The following is a 26,141-nucleotide window of genomic DNA, read 5'->3' on the forward strand; positions in this document are numbered from 1 at the left end:
CGAGGCTCGCCGCCGATGCGGTCAGGCGGGCAGGTCGATGGAGTCGGCTTCCTGGGCCAGGCGTTCAGACGTCTTAAACTCGCGGCGCTTGAACGCCGCCGTCGCCGCTCGGCGCAGCAACTGATGCGCGGCGACCGGAAAACGACGGCGCAGCTTGCCCGCCCAAAGCTCGGCCTTTTCGGCGTCGACCTTGATGTCGTCGGGCCGGCTCAGGATCATGCGGCTGGCCTCGGCCAAGGCAGGCCATTGCATCAGAAAGTCCAGGCCCCGCTCGAAGTCGGCGTGCTGGGCGGCGTAATCAAAGGCCTGGGCTTCGGCCGCCACGTCGTCGAAATCGTCGAGCGCCCCGGCGAAGGCCTTGGCCCGACCGATGTCGAGGGTTCTCTGAAACGAGGCCCAGCGGATCGCCTGGGCGGCTTCGGCTTGGCCGGCGGCCTGAAGATAGTCGATCCAGGCGGTCTCCCAGTCGAAGTCCGGCGCAGGGAGCCGACCCAGAAGGCCCGGCTTGGGCGCGGCTTGGCGCAACGCCTCCCCGGCGTCGTCGAGCTCGCCGACCGCGAGATGGCGTCGGGCGATCTGGACCGCGACCGCCGGGGTCTTCAGGGCGGCGGGACTATAGGTCGACTTGACCGCCTCGATGTCGCCGGCGGCGTCGGCGAGATGGCGCAGGACCAAGGACCAGCCCGGCGCACTGACCTTCAGGGCCAGGGCCAGGGCCTCGACGAGCGCCAAGGCGGCTGTGGCGGGTAGCACCGGTTCGAGAGCGGCGGGCAGCCATCGGGCCCAGCCCTGGGGGCGGGCCGCGGCGGCTTCGACCAGGGCGTTGGCGGTCAGTTGGGGATCGCGCAGAGCCAACAGGTGGCCAAGGTCGGCGGCCGCCCGAAGGTAGATGGCCTCCACGGCGTCCTCGCGCTCGCGAAGGCGGCGTCCGACCTGGGGCTCGGCGGCTAGGAAACGCCACAAGCGTTCGGCGGCGGCGTCGGGTTCGCCGCGCGCCAGACGGACGATCAGCGCGCGCAGGGCGTCGAGGTCGCGGATGAAGGCCGGCTTCTGGCGCCAGGTGATCTGGCCCTTGCTGGTCTCGAAAGCCTGCAGCCGCTTGTCGATCTCGGGAACGAGGTGTTCGGGACCAAGATCGGCGGCCAGCTCCATGCGCAGCCGGCGCTTGAGGTCGACGCGCGTCTCGGCCACCTCGGCCAGGATTTCGGCCAGGCGCTCGGCCCCAAGACCGATGAGGTTCTCAGGCGTGACCTTCTTGAGGCTGGCGGCGGACGGCTTCTTCATTGTGGCGAGGTGCGCGGCATGGCGGGATAACGCCCGCGCTAGCGCGCCGTTCAGCGCCTACCGCAGCTGGCTGTCCTTGCTGCCCCGACGGTTGATGGCGCTGAACACCACACGAGCGTCGCGTCCTGATTGGCACTCCACGCAGGTGCGCGCCCCGGGCAGGGCCTTGCGCCGCGCCTCGGGGATCGGTTCACCGCACTCGTCGCAGAACGCCGCGCCGTCGCCGGACGGCAGACGCGCGCGCGCCGACAGGACGCCGTCGGTGATCGTGTCGGTAATCTGGTCAAGTACGCCGTCGGCATGCGTCCAACCGGTCGCCATGGTCGTCGAAATCCTCTTTGTGGTGAGCCACTTAGATAGGAAATCTGAACCGGCGGACCAGGGGCTGGGGACCGGCGAATTGCCGCAGCGACGCTCATGGGTCAGCAATCCACCGACCTGCAGTCGCAACCAGCGGGTCCGGTCAGGATTCTCCGGCGGGTGCGCTGACGCCGTTCTCGGTCCTCAACCAGATCCTGGCATGCCACCAGCCGCGTGGCGCGGCCTCGGGATGACCCACGGCGTCGACGAACATCTCCACACACTCGGCCCGGGGATGCTCGGTCAAGGCCTGGCACGGTTTGCCCGGTCCATGCAGCTCGACCTCCGGCGGCCGCTCTGGCGCCTGGGCGATGCGCGTCAGAGGTGCGTCGATGGCGTCGTCGATGAAGACCATAAAGCCACCGTCGACGAGGGCCTCGACGTGGCGCACCCACGGGTGGGTGGTGAGAAATCGAGGATCGCCGAGGCCGCTTCAAGCTCCACGGCGGTCAGCGGCTCGGCGGTGACATGGCGGACGTGTTCCGTGGAACAAATATAGAACAAAATGTTTCAGAGGGCGAGTCTCGTCCAGACCGACGCCACCGCTATCGGTCCAGATGAATCCAGGCGGGCGCATGGTCGCTGGCGTCTTCCTGCCCGCGGACCCAGCGATCGACGCCGGCGTCGGCCAGCTGATCGGCCAGGTCAGGGGTCAGCAGGAGGTGATCGAGGCGAAGGCCCTGGTCGTTGGGCCAGCGGTTGCGCAGATAGGCCCAGAACGTCCAGGGCGGGGCTTTTGGGTGCTGGGCCTGAAGCGCGTCGGTCCAGCCCTGGTCCAGGAGGCGCTGGTAGGCGGCCCGCACTTGAGGCTGCAACAGGGCGTCGTCCTGCCAGCGGTGCGGCTGGTAGATGTCGGCCTCCGTGGGCACGACATTGTAGTCGCCGGCCAGGATCACCGGGGCGCCGGTCGCTCTTAGCTCGGCGGCGTGGGCGATAAGGCGCTCGAACCACGCCAGCTTGTAGTCGTACTTGGGGCCAGGCCTGGGATTGCCGTTGGGCAAGTAAATCGAGGCGACCAGCACGCCGTTCACCGCCGCCTCGATGTAGCGAGCCTGGTTGTCGGCGCGGTCGCCGGGCAGGGCGGTCCGGGTCACGACCGGCGCGGCGCCGCGCGCCAGGATCGCTACGCCGTTCCAAGTCGGTTGACCTTTCCAGGCCGCGTGATAGCCAAGCTGCTCCAGCGGCTCAGCTGGAAAGGCTTTGTCCTCGGTCTTCAACTCCTGCAGACAGACGATGTCGGGCTCGGACTCGGCCAGCCAGTCGATCAGGTTGTCCAGCCGTTTGCGGACGTTGTTGATGTTGAAGGTGGCGATGCGCACGCCCCCTAAATCGCAAGGCAGGCCAGACGTTCCGGCCTTAACCACCGGTCTGTCGTAAACGTGACCGATGAAGCTTCGGACCTTTGCTAAGCTCAAGCATGGCTTCCGTGGAGACCTTCACCTTCGTCTGCCTGGCTCCTAAACAAGAAGCCACGCACGTCGATATCCAGGCCCTGACGCGCGACGCGGTTCGGGCTCATGCCTTCGGCCTGCTGCGAGAGCACGCCAGCGCCGAGACAATCGAGGTCTGGCGGGAGGACGCCATCGTGGCGGCCATCGACCGCGACGGCGTGCGTACCTGGCCCCCGGTTCTCGATCCGTCCCGAACGACCATGGCCGCCGACGAAGCCCGGCAGGATCAATCCTCGTAGGGATAGGTGACCTGCGAGAGGCGGGCGGCCGGCGTGTCCTTGATCTCCCGCCATAGGCGCTCGAGCAGCAGACCTTGATAGATGGCCTGTTCCCGGGCAGCCGGACCCATTTCCAGGCTGGCGGACAACGCCTCGCGGGCGGCCCATGCGGCAGAGCTGGACTCCACGGCGATCAGCTTGTGGATCTCCATGGCGGCGTGGGCGGCTCGGCGCACCGATCCCTCCTGCGGGGCCACCAGCTCGGCCATCATCCAGGTTTCGCCGCTGTGCCGGCCAGATTAAGCTTGGCCTGCACGACGGCCTCTGGAACGCGCCTATCAAGACTTGGCGCGGGTCCAAGGCCGGCGTCCGTGACCGGGTGCTCGCCGACCTGATCAAGGACCCGAGAACCGCCATCTGACGATCGACAGCATCTGGTCCGCGCTCGCCAACAGGCCGTGACCAAGAAGGGTGGCCCGGATCAGGCTCTAGGGTGCTCCCGAGGCGAGCGGGCCATCAAGAACCATCGGGCGAGCCGATGCCGCAGGCCAATGCAACGGTTTGCCGCCGACGCTAGGCCGGAGCGGCAACGCTGGCGCGCGGACTTCCAGTCCCAGACGGTGTTGACTGGCACAGCCTACCATCCTGTCGTTGAGGCGTGCGATGCGCGGCAACAGCTTCAGCTTAGCGAGTGTCCGTTGAGCCTCAGTTCGTCGGTTCCGCCTTCTCCAGCACCGGCGCGCCGGCCGCGGGCTGGTGCGAGCGCAGGGGCAGGGCGGGGATCATCAGGATCACCACCAGGCCCGCCGCGATCACGAACAGGGCCGCGACCATCACGCCGCTCACCGCATTGATCAGCGCGCCTTGCAGCACCGGGTCGGCGTGGGCCGCCTGACCCGAGGCCGCGGCCTTCACCGCCATGCCTTCCAGCTTGCCCAGGTCCAGGCCGCCGCCCGGCAGGTTGGCCAGGCGCGCGGTCAGCATCGTCCCGGCCAGGGCCGCACCGACGGTCGAGCCGATCTGGCGGAAGAACTGGTTGGAGCTGGTCGCCACGCCGATGTCACGCGGGTCGACGGCGTTCTGGGTGGCGATGTTGAACAGGCTCTGGCCGGGGCCCAGGCCCAGGCCCACGAAGGCCAGCAGCACGCAGAGCAGCGGCAGGCTGGTGATCTTCGACAGGTCGTGCAGCATGAAGACGCCGATCAGCAGAATGACCGCGCCGCCGATCATGAACGGTTTGTACTGGCCGGTTTTGGTGACCATCTGGCCGGCGACGGTGCTGCCGGCGATCAGCCCGGCCATCAGCGGCAGCATGGTCATGCCGCTGACCGTGGCCGGCACGCCCCGACCCAGCTGCAGGAACAGCGGCAGGAACGTCACCACGCCCATGAAGGCCATGGAGATCAGGAAGCCGGCCAGGTTCGCCGTGGTGAACACCCGGTTCTGGAACAGGTGCATCGGCAGGATCGGATTGCTGACCTTGGTCTCGGCGATCACGAAGGCGATCAGCGACACGGCGGCGAGGGCGAAGAGGCCCAGGCTCTGCGGCGAACTCCAGGCGAAGTCGTGGCCGCCCAGGCTGAGCGCCAGCAGCAGCGGCACGAAGGCGGCGATCAGCAGGGCCGCGCCCAGGAAGTCGATCTTGCCGGAGCGGCGATGCTCCAGCGGCGGCATCTTCACGATGACCATGAACAGCGACAGCAAGCTGAGCGGCAGGTTGACGTAGAACACCCAGCGCCAGCCGGCGACCGTGTGGGTCCCGATCTGCACCGTGCCGTGGTCGGTGAAATAGCCGCCGATGATGGGCCCCAGCACGCTGGCCAGGCCGAACACCGAGCCGAAGATGCCGGCGAACTTGCCCCGCTCGCGCGGCGGATAGAGGTCGGCGATGATGGCGAAGGCGGTGGTGAACAGCGCCCCGCCGCCGATGCCCTGCAGGGCTCGGAAGACGATCAGCTGCACCATGCCGGGCATGCCCAGGATCGTCCCGAACTCGCCCGACAGGCCCGATAGCCACGAGCCGGCCAGGAACAGGCTGATGCCGGTGATCAGCACGGGCTTGCGGCCGAAGATGTCGCCCAGCTTGCCCCAGATCGGCACCATCACCGTCGAGCTCAGCAGATAGGCCGTCGTCACCCAGGAATAGAGGTTGAGGCCGTTCAGCTCGGAGATGATGCGCGGCATGGCCGTCGAGACGATCGTCTGGTCCAGCGCGCTGAGCAGGAACACGATCATCAGCGCCGCCAGGGTCAGGCGGCGATCCGCATCGGTGAAGGTCTGGGAAGTCATCAGTTCCTCGAGCGGAGATAGGTCGAGACCCGCTGTGAGACCAGGCGGCCGGGGCCGCCGGAGACGCCGCCGCCGGGGTGGATGCCCGCGCCGCCCAGGAAGAAGCCCGGCACGAGAGGTGCGGGGCCGCCAAGGCCCACCGCCGGTCGGCGACTACCACTGCGCAGGGCGCCGAAGTCGACATGGGTGACGCAGCCTTTGGTGACGTTGGCGCGCACCGCACGTTCTGGGCAGGTTTCGAACCAGCGGCCCAGCTCACTTTCGAAGCCGTCATAGAATTCCGCCGCGCGCGCGATGATGGCTTCGGCCGCGGGAGCCTTGGCGACCGCCCACCCCTCGTTCACCTCCACTGGAAAAATGGGCAGGTAGATGTAGGCGGTTCCCTGTCCCGCAGGCGCCTGGCTCGGGTCCCAATTGGTCGCGGCCGAGACGGAGAAGACGGGCGACGAAGGGGTAAGGCCACGCCGGGCCTGCGCCAACGCTAAGCGAAGTTCGTCGGCGGTTCCGATCAGACCCACCGCCTGGTTAAGATCGACGCCATCATGACGTTGATCTTGGTGCCGTTTCAGGCGGAAGGGGCGGGACGAAGCCAGGTTGATCAGAGAGGGTCCAACATTGGCGCGGTGCGCCGGGGCGTATTCTAGGCGGGTCCGGGTGACGCGATCCAAACCGCCTGGCGTGGTCAGTCGCGCCGCCGTCTGAGGGTCGCAGGTAGCGATGACGGCCATGGCTTCAAGGCGGCGCCCGTCCGCCAGGCGGACGCCACGCGCCTCGCCGTCGCCGATAATTATCTCGGTCACCTCCGCGTCCAGAACTAACTCTCCGCCGCTGGCGGCGTAGGCTCGGACGAGCGTGTCGGCCAGCATACGCATGCCGCCGATCGGCTTGGAGACACCGACGCGGTGCAACAGCCCGAACAAGGCATAGGCCACAGCGTTGCCATCGGTGTCGAAGGGACCTGCGCCGGCGACCACTCCCAGCAGCAGGGCCTGAGCCGCGTCGCTCTCAAACCACTCGGCCGCGAGCTGGTCGGCGGGCGCGGCGCTGATTAGCTGCAACTTATCCTTCAATCGACGATTGCGGATGGCCGCCTTGGCGATGTCCAGATATTTGCTTGGTTTCGTGACGCCGGGATCGCCTTTGTTCATCGCTCCGGCGAAGTCGAGCAAAGCGTCGATGAGGCCGATAAATTCAAGATAGGCCTTCGCGTCCTTCCTTGAAAACCGCGCGATATCCTCGGCTGTGCGCCTAGGATCCCTGAACAGCGCTATCGAGCCGCCGTCCGGCGCCAGGTAGGCATAGGTCGGATCGGTCTCGACCGTGTTCCAGCCGTGTTGGCGCAGGTCCAATTCGTGCATCACCGGCGAGGCGCGGATATGGATCAATTCCACCGCCCCCGTGTTGATCATATGGCCGGGCGCTTCAGGAATAACGGGATCGGAGCGTGACAAACCGCCGGCGACGGCGCTGCGCTCGAGCACCACCACCTTGCGGCCCGCCTTGGCCAGATAACTGCCGGCGACCAGACCATTGTGACCGCCGCCAACGATGATGACGTCGTACTTATCGGTCATGGCTTGTGCGATACGGCGTCGTAGGGGATCGACAAGTCCTGCCCAGCGATGAGGCTCATGAAATGTCGGATCCAGGTCCGTTACGGGTGTTACCGTTGCGGCGATCGGTTTCGCCCCAAGCCATCCAATGCGAAGGCGTGCGCGTGTCGCCGACCCGCCGCCACCGGCCCTCCTGCTGGGCCGTGATGGGAAAGCCACCGATGAAGTCCACCATACGCCCCTTAGGATCGGGCAGGAATTCCCACTCCTCGTTGTCCTCTAGGACAATACGGGCGTCCTCGGCGAAATAGCTGTCGGGCGCATGTCGTGAGACGCCCTCGATCTTGGTGGTGGTGCGCACCTCGCCCTTCTCATTCTGGAAGATGGCGTAGCCGAGGTTCTGGTGACCGACGATGAAGGAGCCCACGTCGTAGCTGCCGTCATCGTAAACGGTGGCGAAGTTCCACCAGATGACGTGCATCCCGTTATTCACCACCAGATCCTTCTGGTAGTGGATCGCCCCGCCCTCGGCCAGATAGGCCTGGTCGATCGAGATGACGCCCTTGACCGGTCTGCCGAGGCAATGACCGGTGACTTCGTACATCTGAGCCACATAGAAGGTGCCCCAATCCACCCCCGGAAGGTACCATTGCATGCCGCTACCGAGCAGGCGGCCACCGACCTCGAACAGGCCTTCTTCGACCCAGTCCATGCGCGCGCCCGAAGCCGAAAGTCGCCAAGGCGCGCCGGCGTCCTCGGGCTGTGACCGCCAGGTGCAGATATCGCCTTCCAAGGTTTGAATGGGGCGGGCGGTTTGGGCCTGGGCGGCCATCCGCGGCCGATCCATTTTCAAGTTCGCGCCGTCAAGCCGTGTGGACTGGTAGAAGAAGGTCGTGGGGTTGGGCGTGCCGCTGGGCGACATGACAGAGCGAACCGCAGCGTAGATGTGGCCTTCGTCGTCGCGCAGGCAGCCGAACGGAATGGTCTTGTTCAAGACCAGGCCAAAGTAGCCCCGGACGCTATTGAGCGCTTCGCCGCTGACTTTGTGAGGCCCAACCAGAACCTGGTAGCCGAAATCCGCGCGCGGCGGAATTTGGCGATGATAACGCATCCTGGCTCTGCTCCTCTGACCGGCCGCGAACCGGCCTTGTTTCTGGGCCGGCACCATCCCCGTCGTCACTAACCGCAGCAACCTGTTCCATTTGACCGCGGGTCAAACCGCGTGCATCTCTGCGCACCAAACAATGTACGGCGACCGTCTGGTGACGACCGACAACATCAATCTGGGAGTGAAGGCGCGGGGGCGATCTTCGAGCAAGGCCGACACCATCGCGCGGCTGCTGGAGGCCGCGCGGCGTGAGTTCGCCATCAACGGCATCGCGCGCGCGAACATGGAAACCATCGCCCGCTCAGCGGGCGTGACCAAACAGCTCCTCTACCAATACTACGAGAGCAAACACCACCTGTTCTCCGCAGTGCTTGATCAGACCTCGGGTGTGGTCATGACCGAGTTGCTGGCCACCAATTTTGACGATCTACCGCCGGTACAGGCGCTGCAGGCTTTCACCGACGCGGTGTTTGATCAATATCGCGTGGACCCGCTGCTGGGCCGCCTGGCCCGCGAGGGATTGGGCTTCCACGAAGATCACCACTCGTCCCACAATCGGTTCATCCAGCTGAAGCCAGCCCTAGCGCAAAAGCTCGAAGGCATTTTGCGGCGGGGCGAGGCGTGCGGCGACTTCCGCCAAGACCTGGATGTGCGCGCGACCCTCGCCTTGATTTCGCTCGTCATGACAGGAGGCTTCACCAACAGCTACCTGTTGTCGGTCATCCTCGAGAGAGACACCGCGACAGGTGAGGGTAGGGAAGCTTGGCGGCGCATGGCCAGCGAGTTTGTCCTCGAAGCCATCCGCCGCAAGGCCTAGTAGGCCCGCTAGAGGTCCAGAGCGATGTCTCGTGGAGCGCGCCAAGCCGAGATCAGGAAAAAGACGACCGCCAGGGCATTGAGCGACATGCCCGTGAGGATTGCCCAGCGCAAGGAGTTGGGACCGCCGTAGAAGTCGCTGAGCATCCCCACCAGAAAGGGCCCGAGGCCGGCGCCGACGAGGGAGGCGATCATCTGCAGCCCTCCCACGACCTGGCCGCGCATGCGTGGACGAAGCAAGGTGACGATGAAGGCGTTGGCTGGACCGTTATGCGCCAGCATGAGCCCGCACCACAGCAGCATGGCGCCGATCGCCACGGCAGGGTTGGGGCTTAGGGCGGCGAGTGATCCGGAAATGACCACGCCGGTCATCGTGCAGGCGCTGAGCAGCGGGAGCCGGCCCGGCCGGGACCCCGCCTTCGGCGCGGCGAAGTGGTCGCCGAAGATGCCCGCCGCGAGGGGGATGACCGTGCCGAACCCGGCGAAGGCCAGGGCGATCCACATCGCCGCGACCGGCAGATCGACATGGTGGACGCGGACCAGAAAGGACACCGACCAGAGGCCGAACGCCGAACTCATCGCACCACCCATGACGATGGACGTCATGGCGCAGAGAACTGACGGCCGACGCAGCACGAATAGCAGGGACTCGCGGGGCGTGGCCGGCGCCTCGTCTCCCGGCTGTGGCGAGGCCTCGACCTTAAGCGTCTCGGCCGCGCCGCGACGGGGCTCACGCACGCTCAGGAGCAGGATGAGGGCCACCAGGAAACCGGGTAGGGCGGCGACGAAAAACACCGTGCGCCAACCGAACGTCTTGGCCAGGAAGCCACCGGCAAGGAATATGATGCCGGTGCCGACGCCAGCGCTGAGATACCAGATGCCCAGCGCCGTGGAGCGGTTCTTGGGGCCGAAGAAGTCGGACACCATCGACATGGCCGTGGGTGAGCCTCCGGCTTCGGCGGCGCCGACGCCCATGCGCGCAAACACCAGGTGAGCGAAGTTGTTGGCCCCCCCGCCCAGCGCCGTCATGCCGCTCCAAATCGCCAGAATCGCGGCCAGCAGGTTGCGACGACTGACGCGGTCCACGAGATAGCCCATGGGCAGGGCTGCGACCGCGAAGGCGATGGCGTAGGCCAGGGTGCCCATCAGACCCACCTGGGAATCGGTGAGGTGAAACTCTGCGCGGATGGGCTCGGCCACCACCGAGATGACGTTGCGATCGATGTGATGGCACGCTTGGGCGGCGGTAAGCACCGCCAGCGCCCACCAGCGGTTGGTCATGCCCCGGCTCGCGGCGCTTCCGTCCGGGGTGGCCTCCAAGGTCACTAGCGTTCTCCACCGATCACAGATTGCACGTCATTGAACCGGCGTCGGGACGTAGAAATAGCGAATGAAAAGCCGGCCTTCTTCGAAGCGATAGGTCTCGATGCTGGGATTGACCACGCCGCTGGCGAGGCGAAGGTTGCGGTGGTGGCAAGCGCCTTCCGAACCGTTGACCAGCATCAGATCTACCTCGACACGGACCTTGCCGCCGAAGGTGTCCCACATGTGTTCGAAGGTCCGCCAACCATCGCCGACGGGCTGGCCGACATATTCGATCACCAGCTCCTTCGCGGCGAAGCGGCGGTAAAGAGCAGTCTGCTCCTCGCGCTTTCCAGCGTTCCACAGTTCGATCTGCTCATGGAGGAAGTGGCGGATCTCGTCTTCGGTGGGAACGGCCATGGGTGTGATCTCAGAGTTGCGATTGAATGTACTGGGCAAGGTCGTGGGTATGCGGCTGGTGGGCCAAGGACCCGCCATTGCAGCAGATGGTCTCGCCGTTGATGAAGCCGGCGTCCTCCGACGCCAGAAAGGCCACGACCGCCGCGACGTCCTCGGGTGTGCCCAAACGCGGCGTCAACACGTGATTGGAGATCATGCTGATCAGTTCGGGGACGCCCTGCTTAGACGCCTCGGTGAGGATCAGTCCGGGAGCGACGGCGTTGCATCGGATCCCCTGGCGACCGTACTGGGTAGCGACGTGGCGGGTCATGGCCACGGCCCCCGCCTTGGAGGCGCCATAGGCGATGCGGCTGAGATCGCCGGTGAGGCCAGACCCCGACGCGGTGTTGATGATCGCCCCGCCGCCATTTCTTAGCATGACCGGGATGACGTATTTGCACCCGGCCAGATAGCCGCGCAGATTTACCGCCATGACCCTGTCCCAGGTCTCGAAGGTAATGTCGGCGGCGGTGGTGTCCTCGCGTTGAATCTGCGGCGTGGTGATGGCGGCGTTGTTGAGAAGGATATCGACACGACCGTGCCGCCGCACCGTTTCGGCCACCATGGCCTCGATCGTTTCGACCTTTTCGGCGTCATAGAAAAGCGCGCTGGCGTCCCCGCCGATCTTGGCGGCGGCCGCCTCGGCCCTGGCAAGATCAATGTCGGCCAAAACCACCACGGCGCCTTCGTCGGCAAGCCGGCGCCCGGTGGCGACGCCGATACCACCAGCGCCTCCGGTCACGATGGCGATCTTGCGCTCGAGCCGTCTCATGGCGCGCTATTCCGGTCCGTAGAAATTGTTGAGAAACTCACTCTGCCAAACCACTCGCTCGCGGCGCAGGCGGCGAGAGAGAAGAGGGTTGTCGTCATCGTCCAAGGCGTTCAGCACCACGGTGGGGCCATCGCCCAGAGCGCCTAACCCCACCCGAGCAACTTCCGCAGGCGGGGTCAGCGGCACGGCGTCGTGGGCCAAGCCATTCTTGGCGAAGACGGTGCGCAGTTTGGGCGTGTCCGTGGCGCCGATCAGGAGGTTGAGCACGTCTACGCCCTTGGGCTTGAGCTCGCGCCACAGGCTTTCGCCGAGGTTCAGGGCATAGCCCTTGGTGGCGGTGTAGAGCGCCAAACGGCCGATCCCCTGAAGGGCGGCTTCCGAGCCGACCAGAACAATGCCACCTCGGCCGCGGTCGACAAAGTAGCTCGCGAAGCGGTGACAAGCCTCGGTCAGAAGGTCGATGTTGCGCTGAAGCAGCACGCGCCACTGCTCATAGCTGCTGTCCAAAAAGCGCCCGCCGACACTATCGCCGCCCGCATTGAAGACCACGAGACCCAAATCCTTGCCGGCGGCCGCCGCCTGAAGCGACGCCGCTGCCCCCGGTAGCGATAGGTCGATGGACTGGATGGCGACTTCGACGCCGTAAGTGTCTTGTATCGTCGCGGCCAACTCCTCGAGCTTGTCCACGCGGCGAGCGACGAGGATGACGTTGGCGCCCCTGGACGCAGCCTGTAGCGCGAACGCGGCGCCGGTGCCTTCCGAGGCGCCGGAAACCAGCACCCACGGTCCGTAGCGTTCAAGGAATTTCGCGTCGCGTTCGGAGGGGCTCACCGGCTGTCCTTCAAGTACGGGCGGCGCGGAAGATCGGCGGTCGGCGAAGCCGCAGCCTCGCACTGTCCTCCCCCTCGCCGGCTTCGGTCGGCTCTTGTTTCGGTCTTTGGCGTAAGGGGATCGCCTTGAACCGGCAACGATCGCGGTTTGACTGGCAGTCAAGCGGGCCTCGCCCGGCTCCTGGCGGGGGACGCCCAATCGGACGCGGCCATGCGCTTTACTGGCGAGCGGGCGGGCATGGCCTGACGGTCGGATATATCGCCGACCGCACCCCAGCCGGCGTGGACGAGACCTGGGCTAAGCTCCGCCTTACAGCAGAGCACGCAGACCCGAGGCGATCTCGCGGGCGCCTTCTCCCAGCTTGACCTGACGGCGCGGGGCCTTGCCACGTGTCAGCCCCTCGATCGTGCCGTAATCCTCCATGGCGCTGAAGAAGCGCTCCACCATGGCGAGGCCCCCCTGGCCCCATTGATCGACATTGGCCAGCCAAGCCTGGGCGCCGTAGACCGGCCAGCGCCGCACTTGTTCAAACGCGGCGTCTTTTGCGAGCACGCCGCGAGCGCCCGTGGCCGTGAGTGCTTCACAATAGTGGGTCACCAGGTCGCGGTCCCATCGCCGCCGTTCCTCCACGGTCAAGGCGCCCAACATGAGATAGGTGACGTCGCGCCAGGGACGGCCCTTCCGAACAAGCTGCCAGTCGTGCCAGACCCGTTCGCCATCGGTCCGAAGGAAGCTGTTGCCTTGGTGGGCGTCACCATGAACCAGGCAGCGGGGCGTCGTCTGGGCCCTCTCGAAGGCCGCGAGTTCATCATAGGCGTGGCTGAACAGCTCGGGTGTCTCGTACAGCCAATGAGGCAAAACGGCCCTGTACTCGGGCTTTGGGAGGTTCAGCCCGATGTAGTTGTACATGCGCAGGAGTTGGTCGGTATCGACTGGAGTGTCCATGGAGGCATGCAGCCAGGCCTGCTCGTCCAGCTGGGGGCTGTCCCACAGGGCGCCGTGCAATATGGCAAGACTTTCCAAGGCCTTGGCGACCCCATCGACGCCTAGATGATGCGAACTGTGACCGAACTGCCCGGGGGACGCGCCCAGGTCTTCCATGATGACAAGGCCGCGCCCGCCACCGTCGCCATCCCAGTCGGCATAGTAGCTCCGTACGACGGGTGCGCTGAGCTGCTCGCGCATGAAATAGTAGAACCGGGCTTCCAGTTCGCAAATGTTCCCGCTCTCGAAACCCTCAGACCAGTTTGACTTAAGGCAGACCTGGCGAGGGACACCGGCCGCCCGCCCGACAGCGTTCAGCTGCAGCTCCAAGCGCAGCTTGGTGGTGTGGCCGTTCCTGACCTCGACGATTTTGGCGGCCTCGACCACGAGACCGGGATAACGGTGCGACATCAGGCCGGTGAGCCAGGGCGCCGTCACTTCTTCCAGGTGGCGCGGCAAGCGCCCCTCGCGGGCGGGGTAGGGACGATCGCTGCTGGAAGGTGCGGCCATGAGTCTTCCTGTTCTGTGTCTGGCGCGCCGGGTGGGGCGTCGTTTGTTTTCCAGATGAGGCCCGACGTCACTTCCGCGCAGCCGAGCCCAGGTTGACTCGCGGTCAAGCCGAGCCGCCGCAGGTGGCGTTGTCGGTGATCGGGCGACATGGAACCTTCCGATCATTCACCAGCGCTTCACGAGCGCTCAAGCGACGGCGCCTCCGCCCTGGCTGGCGCGCCCTGCGGTCGCTGGCGGGGTCGGCAACCACCCCGAACGATAGGAGGACGACATGGGCGCGAAACAGGAAGCCGTGGTGCGGGAGATGCTGGGCGCATGGGGTGAAGGGGCCTACGAGCCGGATGTTGACCGGATCGTCGCCTGCTTTGCTCCCGAAGCGGTGTGGACCCTCTACATGCCCGACGGTCCCTCCATCCGCGGGCGGGAGGCCATTCGCCAAGAGATCGAGCGGCAATTGCAGTACGTCGGAGGCTTCATGTGCAAGATCCTCCATATCGCGTCGAGCGAGGACACCGTCATCGCCGAACGCGAGGACTCCTTCATCCGCAACGGCAAGCCTCTGACGCAATACATCGCTGGAGTGTTTGAGGTGGATGAGGACAATCTGATCACCGCCTACCGCGACTATTTCGACCTGAAGGATTTCGTCGAGCATACGGGCGCCAATATCGACGCCGTATCAGGCCTAGAAGGTGCGGCGGAGAGCTATCGCCCGGTTCCCGAGGCGAGCGAGGGCGGCGCGATCACAGCGTCCCTGCAGTCTCCCGCCACGTCCGAACAGCGGTTCGTGCAGGATTTCTGTGATGCGTGGGGCGATGGTTCGGACGCCAGCAGGCCTGACGTCGAACGCATCGTAGCGATGATGGCGCCCGACGCGGAGTGGCGTCTTTGGATGCCCGGTGGTCCGGTGGTCCGGGGGCGCGAAGCCCTCCGCGCGGAAATCCTGCGCCAGATGCGATACGCCTCGAACAACAAGTGTAACACGCTGCGGGCGGTCTCGACCCCCAGGGTCGTGCTGCAGGAACGCTCCGACTGGGCGGTGATGCGCGGCGGCGCCTGTCCCCATCAGATGGTCGCCGTCTACGAGCTGAATGAAGACGGCCGCATCAGCCGATGGCGCGAGTACATCAACATGGCCGATCTCGACCGCAAACGGGGTGTGGCCGCTGTGGACGCTCACCTGGCCTAGCCTGCGCCAAGCTTAGGATCCGTTCAGGGAGGCCGCGCTCATGTCTCGGATCGCATCCGACTTGGTCGCGCAACGGCTATCGATCGGTGCTTTCGACGGAACTGGCTGCCAAGCCGGACAATCGTTCAGCAGCGGCGATAGCCGCACGGGCGTCGCGGTCAAATACGGCCTGGGCGAGCGCGATATACGCGGTTTTCCACTCCTCGCGATTGGAGTCGTATCGGCTCAGCACGCCGGGCTCCGAGAGCGAGATGTAGCGGAATACGCGCAAGAACAGCGCCAAGGGAGCGTTTCCGGCCAAGGTCGCCATCTGATCGGTGAGCCGTTCGGCCACAACGATGAAGGCGTCGCGGCCGAGAGATTCCTCAGAACCGCGCCACTCTTCCAGCATCTCCCCCAGGCGGGCCCGTTCCGCATCATTGTCGGAGAGAGCCGCGCGCTTCAGTACTTCGGCGTTGATGGCCTGAGCGGCGCTATAGACCTCCTCGATCGGAGTGTTCTGTAGGTTGAGGAACAGGGCGGCCGAGCGCGCCACTGTTTCGGCGCTGGGGCGACGGCCGAAGAAGCCGCCGCCGACGCCCCGACGAATGACCAGCAGTTCCTCATGTTCGAGCAGTCGCGCGGCCTGTCGCAGCGTTGGCGCGCTGACGCCGATGCGGGCGATCAATTCGGTTTCCGAGCCGATAAAAGCGCCGGCCGGAAGCCGCAAGATAATGTCGCGCAGTACGGGGAGGGCCCGTAGCACCGCTGAGCGGCCAATGTCAGCCATAAGTCCTCATCGCCCTTGCAAACCTCGCATAACCGAGAAGTCGGCGCCAGACGAGGGTTGAATTGACTAATTGGTATATAGGATTAGACATTGGGAAAGCGCCACCGGCAGCAGTGGCCGCCGAGCGAATCGAAAGGCTCGGATTTTTTAAGGGGGAAATCCATGGATCCGCACCGGCGACAGCTGCTGCAAACCAGCCTCTCCGCGCCGGTTCTCGGGCTCGCAGGACAGGCGCTGGCCGAGGCGGCGGAGCCCCGCTCCCGCAACAAGGCTCTGGTGAAGGCTTACATCGAAGCCACCGATCGCGGTGATATAGCGGCCGTCGAAGCCCTGGTGTCTCCAGAAGTCAAATGGTGGATCGTTTCGCGTGGCGACTTCGACCGAGCGACGATCATGGCCATCAATCGTCGCCGTTTCGACCAGGCAATCAGCCGCAAGTCTTCGATCCTTGGCATGGCGGCGCAGGATGACCGGGTCGCGGTCGAGTATGAGACCGCGACCGTGGAAAACGGCGAGCCCATCTTCATCGTCTATCACCACCTGTTCCAGGTGCGGGACAACCATATCGTCTCGGTGCGCGAGTGGACCGATCCGCGCGCGCGGCCCCGCGTTTCAAGGTCTCCCAGGCGGTTCCTCCCGGCCTTGATCCCTGGCCCGCGGCCCGTCCCGACGATATCGATGAGGCCAAGACCCGCGCCGTGGCCGAGGCTTTTCTCGCCCCAGGTCCGACCAACCTGGCGCGGGAGCTCACCGCACCCGGCTTCCGTTGGTGGGTGAACGGCCGCGGCTATGACGACATGTTCGATTTCTTCGCCAAGCTGATGCCGAAAATGGCCGCCATGGGCCCGCCGGTCTCCCCGGTGCGTTACAGCAAGGTGATTTCAGGCATGACGGTTGAAGGCGACAGGGCGTCGGTCCTGATCAACACCGACGTCATCTACCCCACCTACGACTACATCAATCGCTTTCACTGCGTGGCGATCGTGCGCGGCGGCAAGATCATCGAGATGCACGAGCACACTGATCGTAACGCCTCGATAAAGGCTGGCTTTCCGGAGATCTGACCGTGATCAACCCGCGGCGCGAAGGCGCTCGCGGGGGGCATCGGCCTCGACCGGCGCTTTCCCAAGATAAGTGGCCAGCTGTCTGGCGCCCTCGGCCGAGACAAGCGGCAGGAAGGCGCGTTCAACCAGCTTCATCACGTCCACCGCCTTTTCGTCGCCGTAGAGCAAGCCATAGACCACCGGCTCGTAGGCGGTCACCGCCATGACGGTGTAGACGATCAGATGCGGCTCGAGGGGGCGAATGACCCCGCTCTCGACGCAATGAACGACCTCGGCCTGTAGGAGCCGGGCGACCTCGCCGCACTGTTGGTGCGCCAACATGTCGATCAGGGGCGATGCCAGATCGATCTGGGAACTGATCGCTCTGACCGCGCCGCGCCGGACCGGATTGGCCAAGGCTCGGATGCGGGCTTCGGCGAAGCTCAGCAGAATATGGAGTGACGGCCGCTGCTCAGGGGAGGGGCGAGGGGCGGTGGTCTTCAGCAGATGAGACATCGCGTTCAGAAACAAGGCCTCCTTGTTTCCGAAGACCGCGTAAATGGTGGAGGTCGAACACCGCGCGACCTCTGAGATCTCGCTGATCGAGACATCGTTGAACTTGCGACAGGCGAAGGCCTCGCCAGCCACCTCGATGACGCGTTGCAGCGACCGAACTTTTTTGTCCGACATTGGCGACCACGCTGTTTCCTCGCCTCGCGGCTCTTGTGGCCGCTTCAGCTATTACCCCACGATAGACCTTGGACGCGAACGCACAAGACCTGACGGACGGCGCGAGAATATCTGACGAGTTGATCGCGTTGGGCTGGCGCTATCGTATTTCGCGATACTTCGATGTCGTTCTATCTTTACGGTGCGCTTGCCGTTATCTGCGCTTCGATATCCGCCAGATCCCAGTATTCGCGCCAATAGTGGATCTTCCCGTTGTCGTCGATATCGAAGACAGCGCAGACCAGCACGGTCACGTTACGGTCGTCCTTGCGCATGGTCACGGTGTCGGCCCGTTCGGTGAAGACTTGCGCGCCGTTGGACGCCACGGACAGGATTTGGCAGCGACAATCGCGATAGCGTGAAAATTGACTGCGCAGTTCCTCTTCGATCGCCGCCCGCCCCCGCAGGGGCTCGGCGTGCCTTACGCGGCTAAAATAACGCGCGTCGGCGCTGAAGTAGGCCATCAGCCGCGCCAAGTCCGGCTGCTCCATATCTAATTGGGACAGAAACTCGGCGACGGTGTCTTCGGCTCGTGCGGGCATGGGCAATCCCTGATGATGTCGGCGGCAATGGGTCCGCTAGGGCGCGCTCAGGCAATAGATAAAAAGAAATATGGGTTTTACGATTTTGCCCCCGCGGACCCCGGCGCAGGGCTATCAAGGACAGACGCCTAAGGCGATCGACTTACGAAGCATAAGACGGGCCGTCCAAGGTGCGTCAGGGGGAAACGATGACGAAGCAATGGTTGCAGGCGGCCAGCCTATTGGCGCTCGCGATGGGGACCTCGGCTTTCGCCGGGGCTGCATTTGCCCAGGCCAAGCCCCAGAACAACGAGTTGGAGGAGGTGGTCGTCACCGCCCGCCGGGCTGAGGAGCAGGCCCAGTCCGTACCGGTCACTGTGACCGCCATCTCCGCTGAGAGCCTGCAGAAGAATGTTATCCAGTCCGGCCTGGATCTGCAAAAGATGGTGCCGACGCTCAGCGTCGTGATGGGCACCCAGGCCAATGGCGCATCCTACTCCTTGCGGGGGATCCGCACCGGGGTCGTCACCTATCTCAACGAGGTGCCCACACCCAGCGGCCAGGCAGGCGCCTCGGCGGTGAACCTGCAGCTCTACGACCTATCCTCCGTCCAGGCCGTCTCAGGTCCGCAAGGGACGCTGTTCGGCCGCAACTCGACGGGCGGCGCCATTCTCTTCACGCCCAAAAAGCCGACCGACGTCTTCGAAGGCTCGGTCGCTGGCGAACTGGGCAACTATGATCGGCGCCAGTTCACCGGCGTGCTGAACATCCCGGTCAGCGACATGCTGAAGGTACGCCTGGGGGCCCAGATCACCGATCGCGGCGGCGTGGTGGAAAACACGCTCGGCGATGACGCCCAAGACATTGTTCGCCAAGCCTATCGGGTTGGCGTGCTGTTCACGCCTACCGACAAGATCAACAACTACACGTTGGCGGACTACGGCAAGACCGGCGGCCATCTCTTCGCGGCCATCACCTACCACTATCCCGGCGGCGCTTGTCCTGCGACCTACGCGGCGTGCGTCTACGGCCCCACCCTGCTGGTTGGCCTCCAGCAGCAACAGGAAGCATTCGGCATACGTAAGATCGCCAGCGCGTTTCCGGCCTATTCGCACGGCGAAGAGGTCGGCTTCCAGAACGTCTTGACCTATGACCTGACCGACGACCTGAGCCTGAAGTACATCGCATCCTATCGGAAGAGCCAGAGCAAGAACCTCTCCAACAAGACTTCGTTCAACGTCCCGTTCGTCTATGGTCAGGACTACAATCGGACCCACGAGTGGATCCAGGAAGTCCAGGGGCGGGCCAAGCTGCTGGACGGTCGGCTCGACCTCGTCGGGGGCGTGTTCCTAAGACATGTGATTTCCAACAACGAAAACTCGCTGCAGATCCTGAACCCGGTCGGCGCTCCGTTCGGTCCGGCGACGGCGCAGACCTCGCCCTCGCACGCCGACAACCGCTCAACCGCCTTCTATGCCCAAGGCAACTTCAAGCTGACCGACCGGTTGTCCCTCACCGCCGGCCTGCGGCAAACCAACGATGATCAGAAGAACGTCGCATCCAGCATCTTGCCGGGCCTGAAATGCGGGCTGAATCCGGCCGTGCCGGGCGTCAATTTCGCAGCGTGCCAGCAGCGCCAAGCGGCGAAGTTCGATGCGCTGACCTATCTGGTCTCACTAGACTATCAAGTGACGCCGGACCTGCTGGTCTACGCCACGACGCGGACGGGCTACAACGCCGGGGGCTTCAACCAGGGGATCATCAACACCGACCTTGGCAGCTACGCCCCTGAGCACCTCACGGACTACGAGGTGGGTGTCAAGGCCGACTGGCATCTGGGTGACATGCCCGTGCGGACCAACCTCGCGGCCTTCCAAGGCAAGTACAAAGACATCCAGCGCAGCGTGGTGCGCTTCGTCAACAACGTGACCATCGCGGGCACGTTCAACGCCGCAGAAGCGACCATCAAAGGCGCCCAGCTCGAGATCCAGGCGCGGCCCAGTTCGATGTTCGACGTCAATGGCTCGTTGGGCCTGCTAGACACGGTGTACGATCGGTTCGACGCCACGGCGATCTCAGGCAGCGCCACCGGCAATCGCTTCGCCCAAGCGCCAAAGGTGACCTACAACCTCTCGGGCACCTTCCACCACGACCTGTCGTTCGGCGAGCTGTCGGCCAGCCTAAGCTACGCCTACGTCGGTGATGTGACCTTCACGGACAGCAATATCGGCCAACCCTACGCCTTTACCAACGGCTACGGTCTGCTCGATCTCAATATCGAGGTTCGCAACATCGGCGGCCGCCCGATCACCGCCGGGGTTTGGGCCAAGAACCTCGCCGACAAGGACTACATCGTGAACATCAGCGACCAGTCCAAGTCGCTCGGCTTCACCTCCAACATCTACGGCGACCCGCGCACCTTTGGCGTGTCCCTGCGCTACGCCTTCGGCTCTTGACCATGGAAGATTGGGGACACGTCATGAGTGACACCACCAAGCACCCGCAATTGGCCAAGGTCCGCCTCGCGGGCGGCGCGCCGCCCCTGCTGCCCGATCTGGCGGACGTGATGCCCGCCGATCCGGCCTTGGCCGACGCCCTGGCGACGGAGTTCGCATCGACGGCGACGACCCTGTCGACGCCCCAGGCCTATTGGGCGGGCTTGAACGGCTGGATGACCGACCGTCTTTCCGGTCCGGTCATGGAGGGGAAGGTCAGCCCCGAGCAGCTCGGCGCCCAGGCTTGGGCCATCTACGCGTCCAGCTATTGGGGCGGGCTGGAGTTGCGCGAACATTGGGGCATGCCCCCGGTGATCGCCAAGATGGGGATCAAGTTCTCGCCGCCGTTCGCCGACGTGCAAATGGGCATATTGGCCCAGATGCGTCAGCGCATGGCGGCGGTGAATGCCGGCGGCGAGGCGTGCCTTGCCCTACTGCCGTCCCTGATGCGTGAAGGCGGCACCTCCGGCACAGTCTATGGCATCGCCTACAATGCCGGCGTCCAAGTGGTGAAGACCGAGGATCCGCCGATCGGTCAACGACGACCGCACCGCCAGCCCAAGCCCGCGGCGTTACGCATCAACGGTCGTGACTTCATGCGGGTCGACTACGACCTGCCGACGCCGCACTACCTGAAGGTCTGGCGCTCGGCTTACGAGCGCGCGGTCACCGCCAATCCCGAGGCCTACGAGAGGGTCATCGTCGGCGAAGCCGGTCAGACTGACCTGCGCGACCTATGGCGCAAAGGCGTTGCGTTCGGGAACACCACCTGGGGCGGGGATTCTCAGGACAATTGGACCGACGCCTATTTCGACGAAACCATTCGCTGGAGCTCGATCCTGACCTTCGGCATGGAGGCCGTCGGCCTCGCCGCGATCGCGGCTGTGATCAATCAGGATCCCGAGGCGGCCAAGCTCGCCGTAATGGGCAACGCCCTCTACCTCGGCGCGACCCCGGGCTGGCTGCTCGGCCTTATCGACACGGGCGCGCACCTTCCCACCGTGACGGCTTAGCGATCGGCTTTGGCGGACACAGCGATCAAATTCATAAGGCGACAAACATGCAATACGACAGGCGCACCATTCTCGCCGGAGCAGGCTCCGCGGCGCTGGCGATGAGCCTCCCGGCAGCGGCGCAGGCAGTGACTAGCGCCGGGGCCGCCCGGTTCGCCGGCGCCGCGCCCCTCGGTCCTGAGCTCGCCAAGGTTATGCCGGAGTCTCCGGCGTTGATGGAGGCCCTTGCGGCCGAGTTCGCTCCGACTGCGGCCCGGTTGCAGAGCCAGGACATCTACTGGCTGGGATTCAACGGCTGGATGACGGACCGTTTGTCGGCCTCGATCATGGATGGGACCTTGGACGCCAAGGATATCGGACCCCAGGCCTGGGCGATCTATGCTTCCAGCGTCTGGGGTGGGGTTGAGCTGCGGCGTTTACGCGAAAAGTGGGACAGCGCGCCCGCCATGCCCGACGCTGTCGTTCAGCAGGCCGCGGCCCGCCTGGCCAGGAGCCAGCAAGACATGGCCGAAAAGATGACTCTGCGCCTAAACGCCCTGGCCGGCGGTCCCGCCAGCTGCCTCAGCATTCTGCCAACCCTGATCCGCGATGACTCCACCACCGGGCCGGTGCACGGCATGGCCTATAATGCCGGTGTGCAGGTGGTGAAGACCGAAGATCCCCCGGTGGGCCGCCGTCGTCCGCAACGCCCGGCCAAGCCCAGTTCCGTACGGATCAATGTTCGGGATTTCATGCGGGTCGACTACGATCTGCCGTCGCCGCTCTACCTGAAGGTCTGGCGTTCCAAATTCGAAGGCGCCGTGACCGGCAATCCGGACGCCTACGAGAAGATCATTCGCGGCGAGCCTGGGCAGGAAAATCTGCGCGATCTTTGGAAGCGGGCGGTGTTGCTGGGCCTGAAGACATGGGGCGGCGAATCCAACGACAAGTGGTCCGACGCCTACTTCGAAGGCGCCTTGCATTGGAGTTCGGTGCTCAACTTTGGTCTTGAAGCCATGGGATTGGCGACCTTCGTGGCGCTGATCAATCAAGATCCCGAAGCGGCGCGCCGAGCTGTGCTCGTCAACACCCTCTATGTCGGCGCCACGCCCGGTTGGGGCGTGGGTCTCTTCGACAAGAACGCGACCTTGCCCGCGAAGGCCTGATGCAAAGGATCGTCGCCAGCTAGCGCTCGGTGACGGCGGTGTCCGTCGCCGTGCGCTAGCCAGACTTGGCGGCGCTGCAGCGTCATGTCGACCGAACCGGCCGCAACGCCCTAAGTTTCAAGAGAGAAAGGCACCGAGCGGCGTTCATGTTCGAGCACCTCGAAGGCTCGATCCACGGGCGGGAAAGCCCGTTGCGAGCAGTCGTTACGCTCGCAAATCCGACAGCTAACCCCAATCCGGGCCGGCGGACCTTTCAGGTCCAAGCCTTGTGCATAGACGAGACTGTCAGCGTACTGCACTTCACAACCTAAACCCAGCGCGTAGCGCCGATCGGGCTGTAGGTAAGCGCCCGAGGGTTTGACGACGCCCTTGGCGATGCTGACATAGCCGACGCCATCCGGCATTTCGGCCAGTTGTACGAGCCACTTGTCGGGGGTGGCGAAGGCGTCGTGCACGTTCCACAGCGGGCAGGTCCCGCCAAAGCGGGCGAACTGAAGCCGTGTGGCGCTGTGGCGCTTGGTGATGTTGCCGGCTTGATCGACACGCACGAAATAGAACGGCACGCCCCGCGCGCCGGGTCGCTGGAGCGTCGAGAGCCGATGGAAAACCTGTTCCAAGCTCGTCTGGAACATGAGGCTCAGGCGCTCAGTGTCGTGTCGCGTTGCGAGTGCGGCTTCGCGGAAACGCTCATACGGCAAGAGCATCGCGCCCGCCGCATAGTTCAACAGCGCGGTGCGGCAAACCTTGGCCGCGCCCTCGCTACGAAAGCCCGCCGCCCCCAACTCCATTTCGACCGTATCAGAGAGCGATGCGGCGACGATCTGATAGGCCATTTGGAACGATCGCGTGGCGGGGCCCTGGGGCGCGCCGAGGGTCAAAAGGCCCGCTGCCGGATCGAACCGGCGTAGAAGATCCGGCTCGGCTGATCGTGTCACGCCTATGCCCTGTTTTTCCCTCAACCAGCGCTCCAGCACCGTCTCGACAGGCTCGGGGCCATCCAAGCCGAGTTCGGCCGAGAGGGCTTCAGCGGCAACGTCCAGGCTATGAACGTAGTTGTTCTTGTAGTGGAAGAAGTCGCGGACTTCCTCATAGGGCAGGAGGGCGCTGGCCGCGCCCCGCTCGTCCAGGGATACCGCTTCCTCGGTCGTCTTGAGGCGCTCATCAAGTCGACGATAGGCGTGATGTAGCGCCAGGAAGGCCCGGGCCAGGTTCGGCGTGTTGGCGACTGCCGACTTCAGTTCCTGCAGCCCCGGAGGCTCGCCGCCGGGGATCGTGTCGGCCGTAGCCTCGCGTAGATCCGCGACCATCCGTTGGTCGTCGGCGACATCGAGGGTCGCGGCCTCGACCTCGAAGACCCGCATCACATCGATCACAACCCGCGCGGTCACCGGCCGCTGATTGGCTTCGATTTGCGAGAGATAGCTTGCCGACAAGCCAAGCCGTGTGGCGCAGGCCTCCAAATTCCAGCCTTTCGCTTGGCGCAGCAGGCGGAGCTTGGGGCCGATGAACAGTTTATCTCGCATTTTCACAACTTTGCAGCTTTACAGATTTCGCTCACTCAATCTGGCTTCAAAGCTTGATTTTGATCCGGTTTTTGTTGCCGGCAAGCGCAAAAATCGCATTTTGCAATAGAGCGATGTTTTTACAGCGTTCCTCCCACCCAGCCGGAGCCCACCTCCGGAAACCTAGGCCGCCGAGCCGCTTGTCGGCTTGGCGGCCGGTTCTTTGCGATCCCATTGCGAGAGATCCGTCGCCTTGCAGCACATTCTCGAGGAACTCGACCGTCGTCGCGCCCAGGCCAAGGCCGGCGGTGGCGAGAAGCGCGTCGAAGCCCAGCACGCCAAGGGCAAGCTGACGGCGCGCGAACGCATCGACCTGCTGCTGGACGAGGGTTCCTTCGAGGAGTTCGACATGTTCGTCGAGCACCGCTGCGCCGACTTCGGCATGGAGACCCAGAAGATCCCCGGCGATGGCGTGGTCACCGGCTGGGGCACGATCAACGGCAAGGTGGTCTACGTCTTCTCCAAGGACTTCACGGTGTTCGGCGGCAGCCTGTCGAACGCCCACGCCCAGAAGATCATCAAGGTCCAGCGCCAGGCCATGAAGGTCGGCGCGCCGATCATAGGCCTGTTCGACGCGGGCGGCGCCCGTATCCAGGAGGGCGTCGACAGCCTGGCCGGCTATGCCGACATCTTCCTGGAGAACACCCTGGCCAGCGGCGTGATCCCGCAGATCAGCGTGATCATGGGCCCCTGCGCCGGCGGCGACGTCTACAGCCCGGCGATGACCGACTTCATCTTCATGGTGAAGGACACCAGCTACATGTTCGTCACCGGCCCGGACGTGGTGAAGACCGTCACCAACGAGGTCGTCACCGCCGAGGAACTGGGCGGGGCCCGGGTCCACGCGGCCAAGTCGGGCGTGGCCGAGGGCGCGTTCGAGAACGATCTCGAGGCCATGACCCAGGTCCGCCGCCTAGTCGACTTCCTGCCCTCGTCCAACCGCGAGGCCGCCCCCGAGCGAGAGAGCTTCGACGAGGCGCTGCGCGACGAGCCCAGCCTGGACACCCTGATCCCGGCCGATCCGACCAAGCCCTACGACATGAAGGAGCTGATCCTGAAGATGGTCGACGAGGCCGACTTCTTCGAGATCTCCAGCGAGTGGGCCAAGAACATCATCGTGGGCTTCGCCCGCATGGACGGCGAGACCGTCGGCATCGTCGCCAACCAGCCGCAGGTGCTGGCCGGGGTGCTGGACATCGACAGTTCCAGGAAAGCCGCGCGCTTCGTGCGGTTCTGCGACGCCTTCAACATCCCGATCATCACCCTGGTCGACGTGCCGGGCTTCATGCCGGGGACCAAGCAGGAGTACGGCGGGCTGATCAAGCACGGCGCCAAGCTCTTGTTCGCCTATGCCGAGGCCACGGTGCCGAAGATCACGGTCATCACCCGCAAGGCCTATGGCGGGGCCTATGACGTGATGAGCTCCAAGCACCTGCGCGGCGACCTCAACTACGCCTGGCCGACGGCCGAGATCGCGGTGATGGGGGCCAAAGGGGCGGTGGAGATCATCTTCCGCCAGGAGGCCAAGGACCCAGAGGCCCTGGCCGTCCGCGAGGCCGAGTACAAGGACCGCTTCGCCAATCCGTTCGTGGCGGCCCAGCGCGGCTATGTGGATGACGTGATCATGCCGCATGGCACGCGCCGCCGGATCGTGCGGGGGCTCAAGAGCCTGAAGGGGAAGGAATTGTCGAACCCCTGGAAGAAGCACGACAACATTCCGCTCTAGGGCCGGGGAACT

The 26,141-nt window shown here is 64.8% G+C and carries 25 protein-coding genes and 1 pseudogene; 9 read left to right on the forward strand and 17 right to left on the reverse strand.

What is annotated here, in order from left to right; translation table 11 throughout:
• Positions 1-21: 21 nt before the first annotated feature.
• The 4 genes from CSW62_RS25560 to CSW62_RS25575 form a co-directional block, all read right to left on the reverse strand.
• Positions 22-1,284 carry a DUF6880 family protein gene (locus tag CSW62_RS25560; protein ID WP_099582568.1) on the reverse strand — a complete coding sequence of 421 codons (1,263 nt, stop codon included), beginning with the start codon at positions 1,282-1,284 and terminating at the stop codon, positions 22-24.
• A gap of 57 nt (positions 1,285-1,341) precedes the next feature.
• Positions 1,342-1,605 (reverse strand): DksA/TraR family C4-type zinc finger protein, encoded by a 264-nt coding sequence (locus tag CSW62_RS25565; protein WP_099504214.1) that lies wholly within the window; start codon positions 1,603-1,605, stop codon positions 1,342-1,344.
• A 142-nt stretch (positions 1,606-1,747) separates the two neighbouring features.
• Entirely contained in the window at positions 1,748-1,999 is a 252-nt protein-coding gene (locus CSW62_RS25570) for a hypothetical protein (protein WP_099582569.1), read from the reverse strand.
• Between the two features lie 190 nt (positions 2,000-2,189).
• On the reverse strand, positions 2,190-2,963 hold the full coding sequence (locus CSW62_RS25575) for an exodeoxyribonuclease III (RefSeq protein WP_099582570.1): 774 nt from the start codon (positions 2,961-2,963) through the stop codon (positions 2,190-2,192).
• A gap of 98 nt (positions 2,964-3,061) precedes the next feature.
• Here CSW62_RS25575 and CSW62_RS25580 point away from each other — a divergent pair, with 98 nt between their 5' ends.
• Positions 3,062-3,334: a hypothetical protein gene (locus tag CSW62_RS25580; RefSeq protein WP_099582571.1), complete on the forward strand. Its 273-nt coding sequence runs from the start codon at positions 3,062-3,064 to the stop codon at positions 3,332-3,334.
• Here CSW62_RS25580 and CSW62_RS25585 read toward each other — a convergent pair.
• From CSW62_RS25585 to CSW62_RS25600, 4 genes are all read right to left on the reverse strand, one after another.
• Positions 3,322-3,549 (reverse strand): hypothetical protein, encoded by a 228-nt coding sequence (locus CSW62_RS25585; RefSeq protein WP_143324485.1) that lies wholly within the window; start codon positions 3,547-3,549, stop codon positions 3,322-3,324. The two genes, CSW62_RS25580 and CSW62_RS25585, sit on opposite strands and share 13 nt — an antisense overlap.
• Before the next feature lie 469 nt (positions 3,550-4,018).
• On the reverse strand, positions 4,019-5,602 hold the full coding sequence (locus CSW62_RS25590; RefSeq protein WP_099582572.1) for an MDR family MFS transporter: 1,584 nt from the start codon (positions 5,600-5,602) through the stop codon (positions 4,019-4,021).
• Positions 5,602-7,176, reverse strand: coding sequence for an NAD(P)/FAD-dependent oxidoreductase (locus CSW62_RS25595; protein WP_099504226.1), 1,575 nt, complete (start codon positions 7,174-7,176; stop codon positions 5,602-5,604). The genes CSW62_RS25590 and CSW62_RS25595 overlap by 1 nt, the downstream gene beginning before the upstream one ends.
• Before the next feature lie 55 nt (positions 7,177-7,231).
• On the reverse strand, positions 7,232-8,266 hold the full coding sequence (locus CSW62_RS25600; RefSeq protein WP_099504227.1) for a hypothetical protein: 1,035 nt from the start codon (positions 8,264-8,266) through the stop codon (positions 7,232-7,234).
• A gap of 151 nt (positions 8,267-8,417) precedes the next feature.
• On the opposite strand from CSW62_RS25600, the gene CSW62_RS25605 reads away from it, so the two are divergent.
• Positions 8,418-9,080, forward strand: a complete 663-nt coding sequence (locus CSW62_RS25605; protein ID WP_199170752.1) for a TetR/AcrR family transcriptional regulator — start codon at positions 8,418-8,420, stop codon at positions 9,078-9,080.
• 8 nt (positions 9,081-9,088) lie between these two features.
• On the opposite strand, the gene CSW62_RS25610 is transcribed toward CSW62_RS25605, so the two are convergent.
• From CSW62_RS25610 to CSW62_RS25630, 5 genes are all read right to left on the reverse strand, one after another.
• Positions 9,089-10,360, reverse strand: coding sequence for an MFS transporter (locus CSW62_RS25610; RefSeq protein WP_127846916.1), 1,272 nt, complete (start codon positions 10,358-10,360; stop codon positions 9,089-9,091).
• Between the two features lie 75 nt (positions 10,361-10,435).
• The gene (locus CSW62_RS25615) at positions 10,436-10,801 is read right to left on the reverse strand and encodes a hypothetical protein (protein WP_099504233.1); all 366 of its coding nucleotides are present in this window, start codon (positions 10,799-10,801) and stop codon (positions 10,436-10,438) included.
• A gap of 10 nt (positions 10,802-10,811) precedes the next feature.
• A complete protein-coding gene (locus CSW62_RS25620; protein WP_099504236.1) occupies positions 10,812-11,612 on the reverse strand; it encodes an SDR family NAD(P)-dependent oxidoreductase in 801 nt (266 codons plus the stop codon).
• Between the two features lie 6 nt (positions 11,613-11,618).
• Positions 11,619-12,443, reverse strand: coding sequence for an SDR family oxidoreductase (locus tag CSW62_RS25625; RefSeq protein WP_158235509.1), 825 nt, complete (start codon positions 12,441-12,443; stop codon positions 11,619-11,621).
• A gap of 309 nt (positions 12,444-12,752) precedes the next feature.
• Entirely contained in the window at positions 12,753-13,937 is a 1,185-nt protein-coding gene (locus tag CSW62_RS25630) for a phosphotransferase (RefSeq protein WP_199170753.1), read from the reverse strand.
• A gap of 271 nt (positions 13,938-14,208) precedes the next feature.
• Between CSW62_RS25630 and CSW62_RS25635 the strand changes: the two genes are divergently transcribed.
• Positions 14,209-15,126, forward strand: coding sequence for a nuclear transport factor 2 family protein (locus CSW62_RS25635; RefSeq protein WP_099582574.1), 918 nt, complete (start codon positions 14,209-14,211; stop codon positions 15,124-15,126).
• A 76-nt stretch (positions 15,127-15,202) separates the two neighbouring features.
• On the opposite strand, the gene CSW62_RS25640 is transcribed toward CSW62_RS25635, so the two are convergent.
• The gene (locus tag CSW62_RS25640) at positions 15,203-15,895 is read right to left on the reverse strand and encodes a GntR family transcriptional regulator (RefSeq protein WP_099582575.1); all 693 of its coding nucleotides are present in this window, start codon (positions 15,893-15,895) and stop codon (positions 15,203-15,205) included.
• Positions 15,896-16,057: 162 nt separating this feature from the next.
• Between CSW62_RS25640 and CSW62_RS27570 the strand changes: the two are divergent.
• A pseudogene (locus CSW62_RS27570) lies at positions 16,058-16,408 on the forward strand (nuclear transport factor 2 family protein); the annotation flags it as partial.
• A gap of 68 nt (positions 16,409-16,476) precedes the next feature.
• On the forward strand, positions 16,477-16,959 hold the full coding sequence (locus CSW62_RS27210) for a hypothetical protein (RefSeq protein ID WP_233206819.1): 483 nt from the start codon (positions 16,477-16,479) through the stop codon (positions 16,957-16,959).
• A 6-nt stretch (positions 16,960-16,965) separates the two neighbouring features.
• Here the strand turns inward: CSW62_RS27210 and CSW62_RS25655 are convergent, their stop codons facing one another.
• Both CSW62_RS25655 and CSW62_RS25660 read right to left on the reverse strand, forming a co-directional pair.
• Complete coding sequence (locus CSW62_RS25655) at positions 16,966-17,628, reverse strand: TetR/AcrR family transcriptional regulator (RefSeq protein ID WP_099504247.1); 663 nt, start codon at positions 17,626-17,628, stop codon at positions 16,966-16,968.
• Between the two features lie 176 nt (positions 17,629-17,804).
• Complete coding sequence (locus CSW62_RS25660) at positions 17,805-18,209, reverse strand: limonene-1,2-epoxide hydrolase family protein (protein WP_099504249.1); 405 nt, start codon at positions 18,207-18,209, stop codon at positions 17,805-17,807.
• A gap of 188 nt (positions 18,210-18,397) precedes the next feature.
• Here CSW62_RS25660 and CSW62_RS25665 point away from each other — a divergent pair, with 188 nt between their 5' ends.
• Genes CSW62_RS25665 through CSW62_RS25675 form a run of 3 tightly spaced genes read left to right on the forward strand, consistent with a single transcriptional unit; the run spans position 18,398 to position 22,841 of the window.
• Positions 18,398-20,644, forward strand: coding sequence for a TonB-dependent receptor (locus CSW62_RS25665; protein ID WP_099504251.1), 2,247 nt, complete (start codon positions 18,398-18,400; stop codon positions 20,642-20,644).
• A 23-nt stretch (positions 20,645-20,667) separates the two neighbouring features.
• Positions 20,668-21,696, forward strand: coding sequence for a hypothetical protein (locus tag CSW62_RS25670; RefSeq protein WP_099504253.1), 1,029 nt, complete (start codon positions 20,668-20,670; stop codon positions 21,694-21,696).
• A gap of 47 nt (positions 21,697-21,743) precedes the next feature.
• Positions 21,744-22,841: a hypothetical protein gene (locus CSW62_RS25675; protein WP_199170754.1), complete on the forward strand. Its 1,098-nt coding sequence runs from the start codon at positions 21,744-21,746 to the stop codon at positions 22,839-22,841.
• Between the two features lie 110 nt (positions 22,842-22,951).
• Here the strand turns inward: CSW62_RS25675 and CSW62_RS25680 are convergent, their stop codons facing one another.
• Positions 22,952-24,364, reverse strand: a complete 1,413-nt coding sequence (locus CSW62_RS25680; protein WP_099504255.1) for a short-chain fatty acyl-CoA regulator family protein — start codon at positions 24,362-24,364, stop codon at positions 22,952-22,954.
• 232 nt (positions 24,365-24,596) lie between these two features.
• Here CSW62_RS25680 and CSW62_RS25685 point away from each other — a divergent pair, with 232 nt between their 5' ends.
• Entirely contained in the window at positions 24,597-26,129 is a 1,533-nt protein-coding gene (locus CSW62_RS25685) for an acyl-CoA carboxylase subunit beta (RefSeq protein WP_099582578.1), read from the forward strand.
• Positions 26,130-26,141 lie beyond the last annotated feature (12 nt).

This window comes from Caulobacter sp. FWC2 (genome assembly GCF_002742625.1).
In the GTDB taxonomy this organism is placed as follows: domain Bacteria; phylum Pseudomonadota; class Alphaproteobacteria; order Caulobacterales; family Caulobacteraceae; genus Caulobacter.

What these genes read in the sequence shown, in the direction of transcription:
- CSW62_RS25560 (WP_099582568.1), bottom strand. Translation starts at nt 1,284, where the DNA reads ATGAAGAAGCCGTCCGCCGCCAGCCTCAAGAAGGTCACGCCTGAGAAC.
- CSW62_RS25570 (WP_099582569.1), bottom strand. Translation starts at nt 1,999, where the DNA reads ATGGTCTTCATCGACGACGCCATCGACGCACCTCTGACGCGCATCGCC.
- CSW62_RS25670 (WP_099504253.1), top strand. Translation starts at nt 20,668, where the DNA reads ATGAGTGACACCACCAAGCACCCGCAATTGGCCAAGGTCCGCCTCGCG.
- CSW62_RS25590 (WP_099582572.1), bottom strand. Translation starts at nt 5,602, where the DNA reads ATGACTTCCCAGACCTTCACCGATGCGGATCGCCGCCTGACCCTGGCG.
- CSW62_RS25565 (WP_099504214.1), bottom strand. Translation starts at nt 1,605, where the DNA reads ATGGCGACCGGTTGGACGCATGCCGACGGCGTACTTGACCAGATTACC.
- CSW62_RS25610 (WP_127846916.1), bottom strand. Translation starts at nt 10,360, where the DNA reads ATGACCAACCGCTGGTGGGCGCTGGCGGTGCTTACCGCCGCCCAAGCG.
- CSW62_RS25665 (WP_099504251.1), top strand. Translation starts at nt 18,398, where the DNA reads ATGACGAAGCAATGGTTGCAGGCGGCCAGCCTATTGGCGCTCGCGATG.
- CSW62_RS25655 (WP_099504247.1), bottom strand. Translation starts at nt 17,628, where the DNA reads ATGTCGGACAAAAAAGTTCGGTCGCTGCAACGCGTCATCGAGGTGGCT.
- CSW62_RS25635 (WP_099582574.1), top strand. Translation starts at nt 14,209, where the DNA reads ATGGGCGCGAAACAGGAAGCCGTGGTGCGGGAGATGCTGGGCGCATGG.
- CSW62_RS25595 (WP_099504226.1), bottom strand. Translation starts at nt 7,176, where the DNA reads ATGACCGATAAGTACGACGTCATCATCGTTGGCGGCGGTCACAATGGT.
- CSW62_RS25640 (WP_099582575.1), bottom strand. Translation starts at nt 15,895, where the DNA reads ATGGCTGACATTGGCCGCTCAGCGGTGCTACGGGCCCTCCCCGTACTG.
- CSW62_RS25580 (WP_099582571.1), top strand. Translation starts at nt 3,062, where the DNA reads ATGGCTTCCGTGGAGACCTTCACCTTCGTCTGCCTGGCTCCTAAACAA.
- CSW62_RS25675 (WP_199170754.1), top strand. Translation starts at nt 21,744, where the DNA reads ATGCAATACGACAGGCGCACCATTCTCGCCGGAGCAGGCTCCGCGGCG.
- CSW62_RS25615 (WP_099504233.1), bottom strand. Translation starts at nt 10,801, where the DNA reads ATGGCCGTTCCCACCGAAGACGAGATCCGCCACTTCCTCCATGAGCAG.
- CSW62_RS25680 (WP_099504255.1), bottom strand. Translation starts at nt 24,364, where the DNA reads ATGCGAGATAAACTGTTCATCGGCCCCAAGCTCCGCCTGCTGCGCCAA.
- CSW62_RS25630 (WP_199170753.1), bottom strand. Translation starts at nt 13,937, where the DNA reads ATGGCCGCACCTTCCAGCAGCGATCGTCCCTACCCCGCCCGCGAGGGG.
- CSW62_RS25620 (WP_099504236.1), bottom strand. Translation starts at nt 11,612, where the DNA reads ATGAGACGGCTCGAGCGCAAGATCGCCATCGTGACCGGAGGCGCTGGT.
- CSW62_RS25660 (WP_099504249.1), bottom strand. Translation starts at nt 18,209, where the DNA reads ATGCCCGCACGAGCCGAAGACACCGTCGCCGAGTTTCTGTCCCAATTA.
- CSW62_RS25600 (WP_099504227.1), bottom strand. Translation starts at nt 8,266, where the DNA reads ATGCGTTATCATCGCCAAATTCCGCCGCGCGCGGATTTCGGCTACCAG.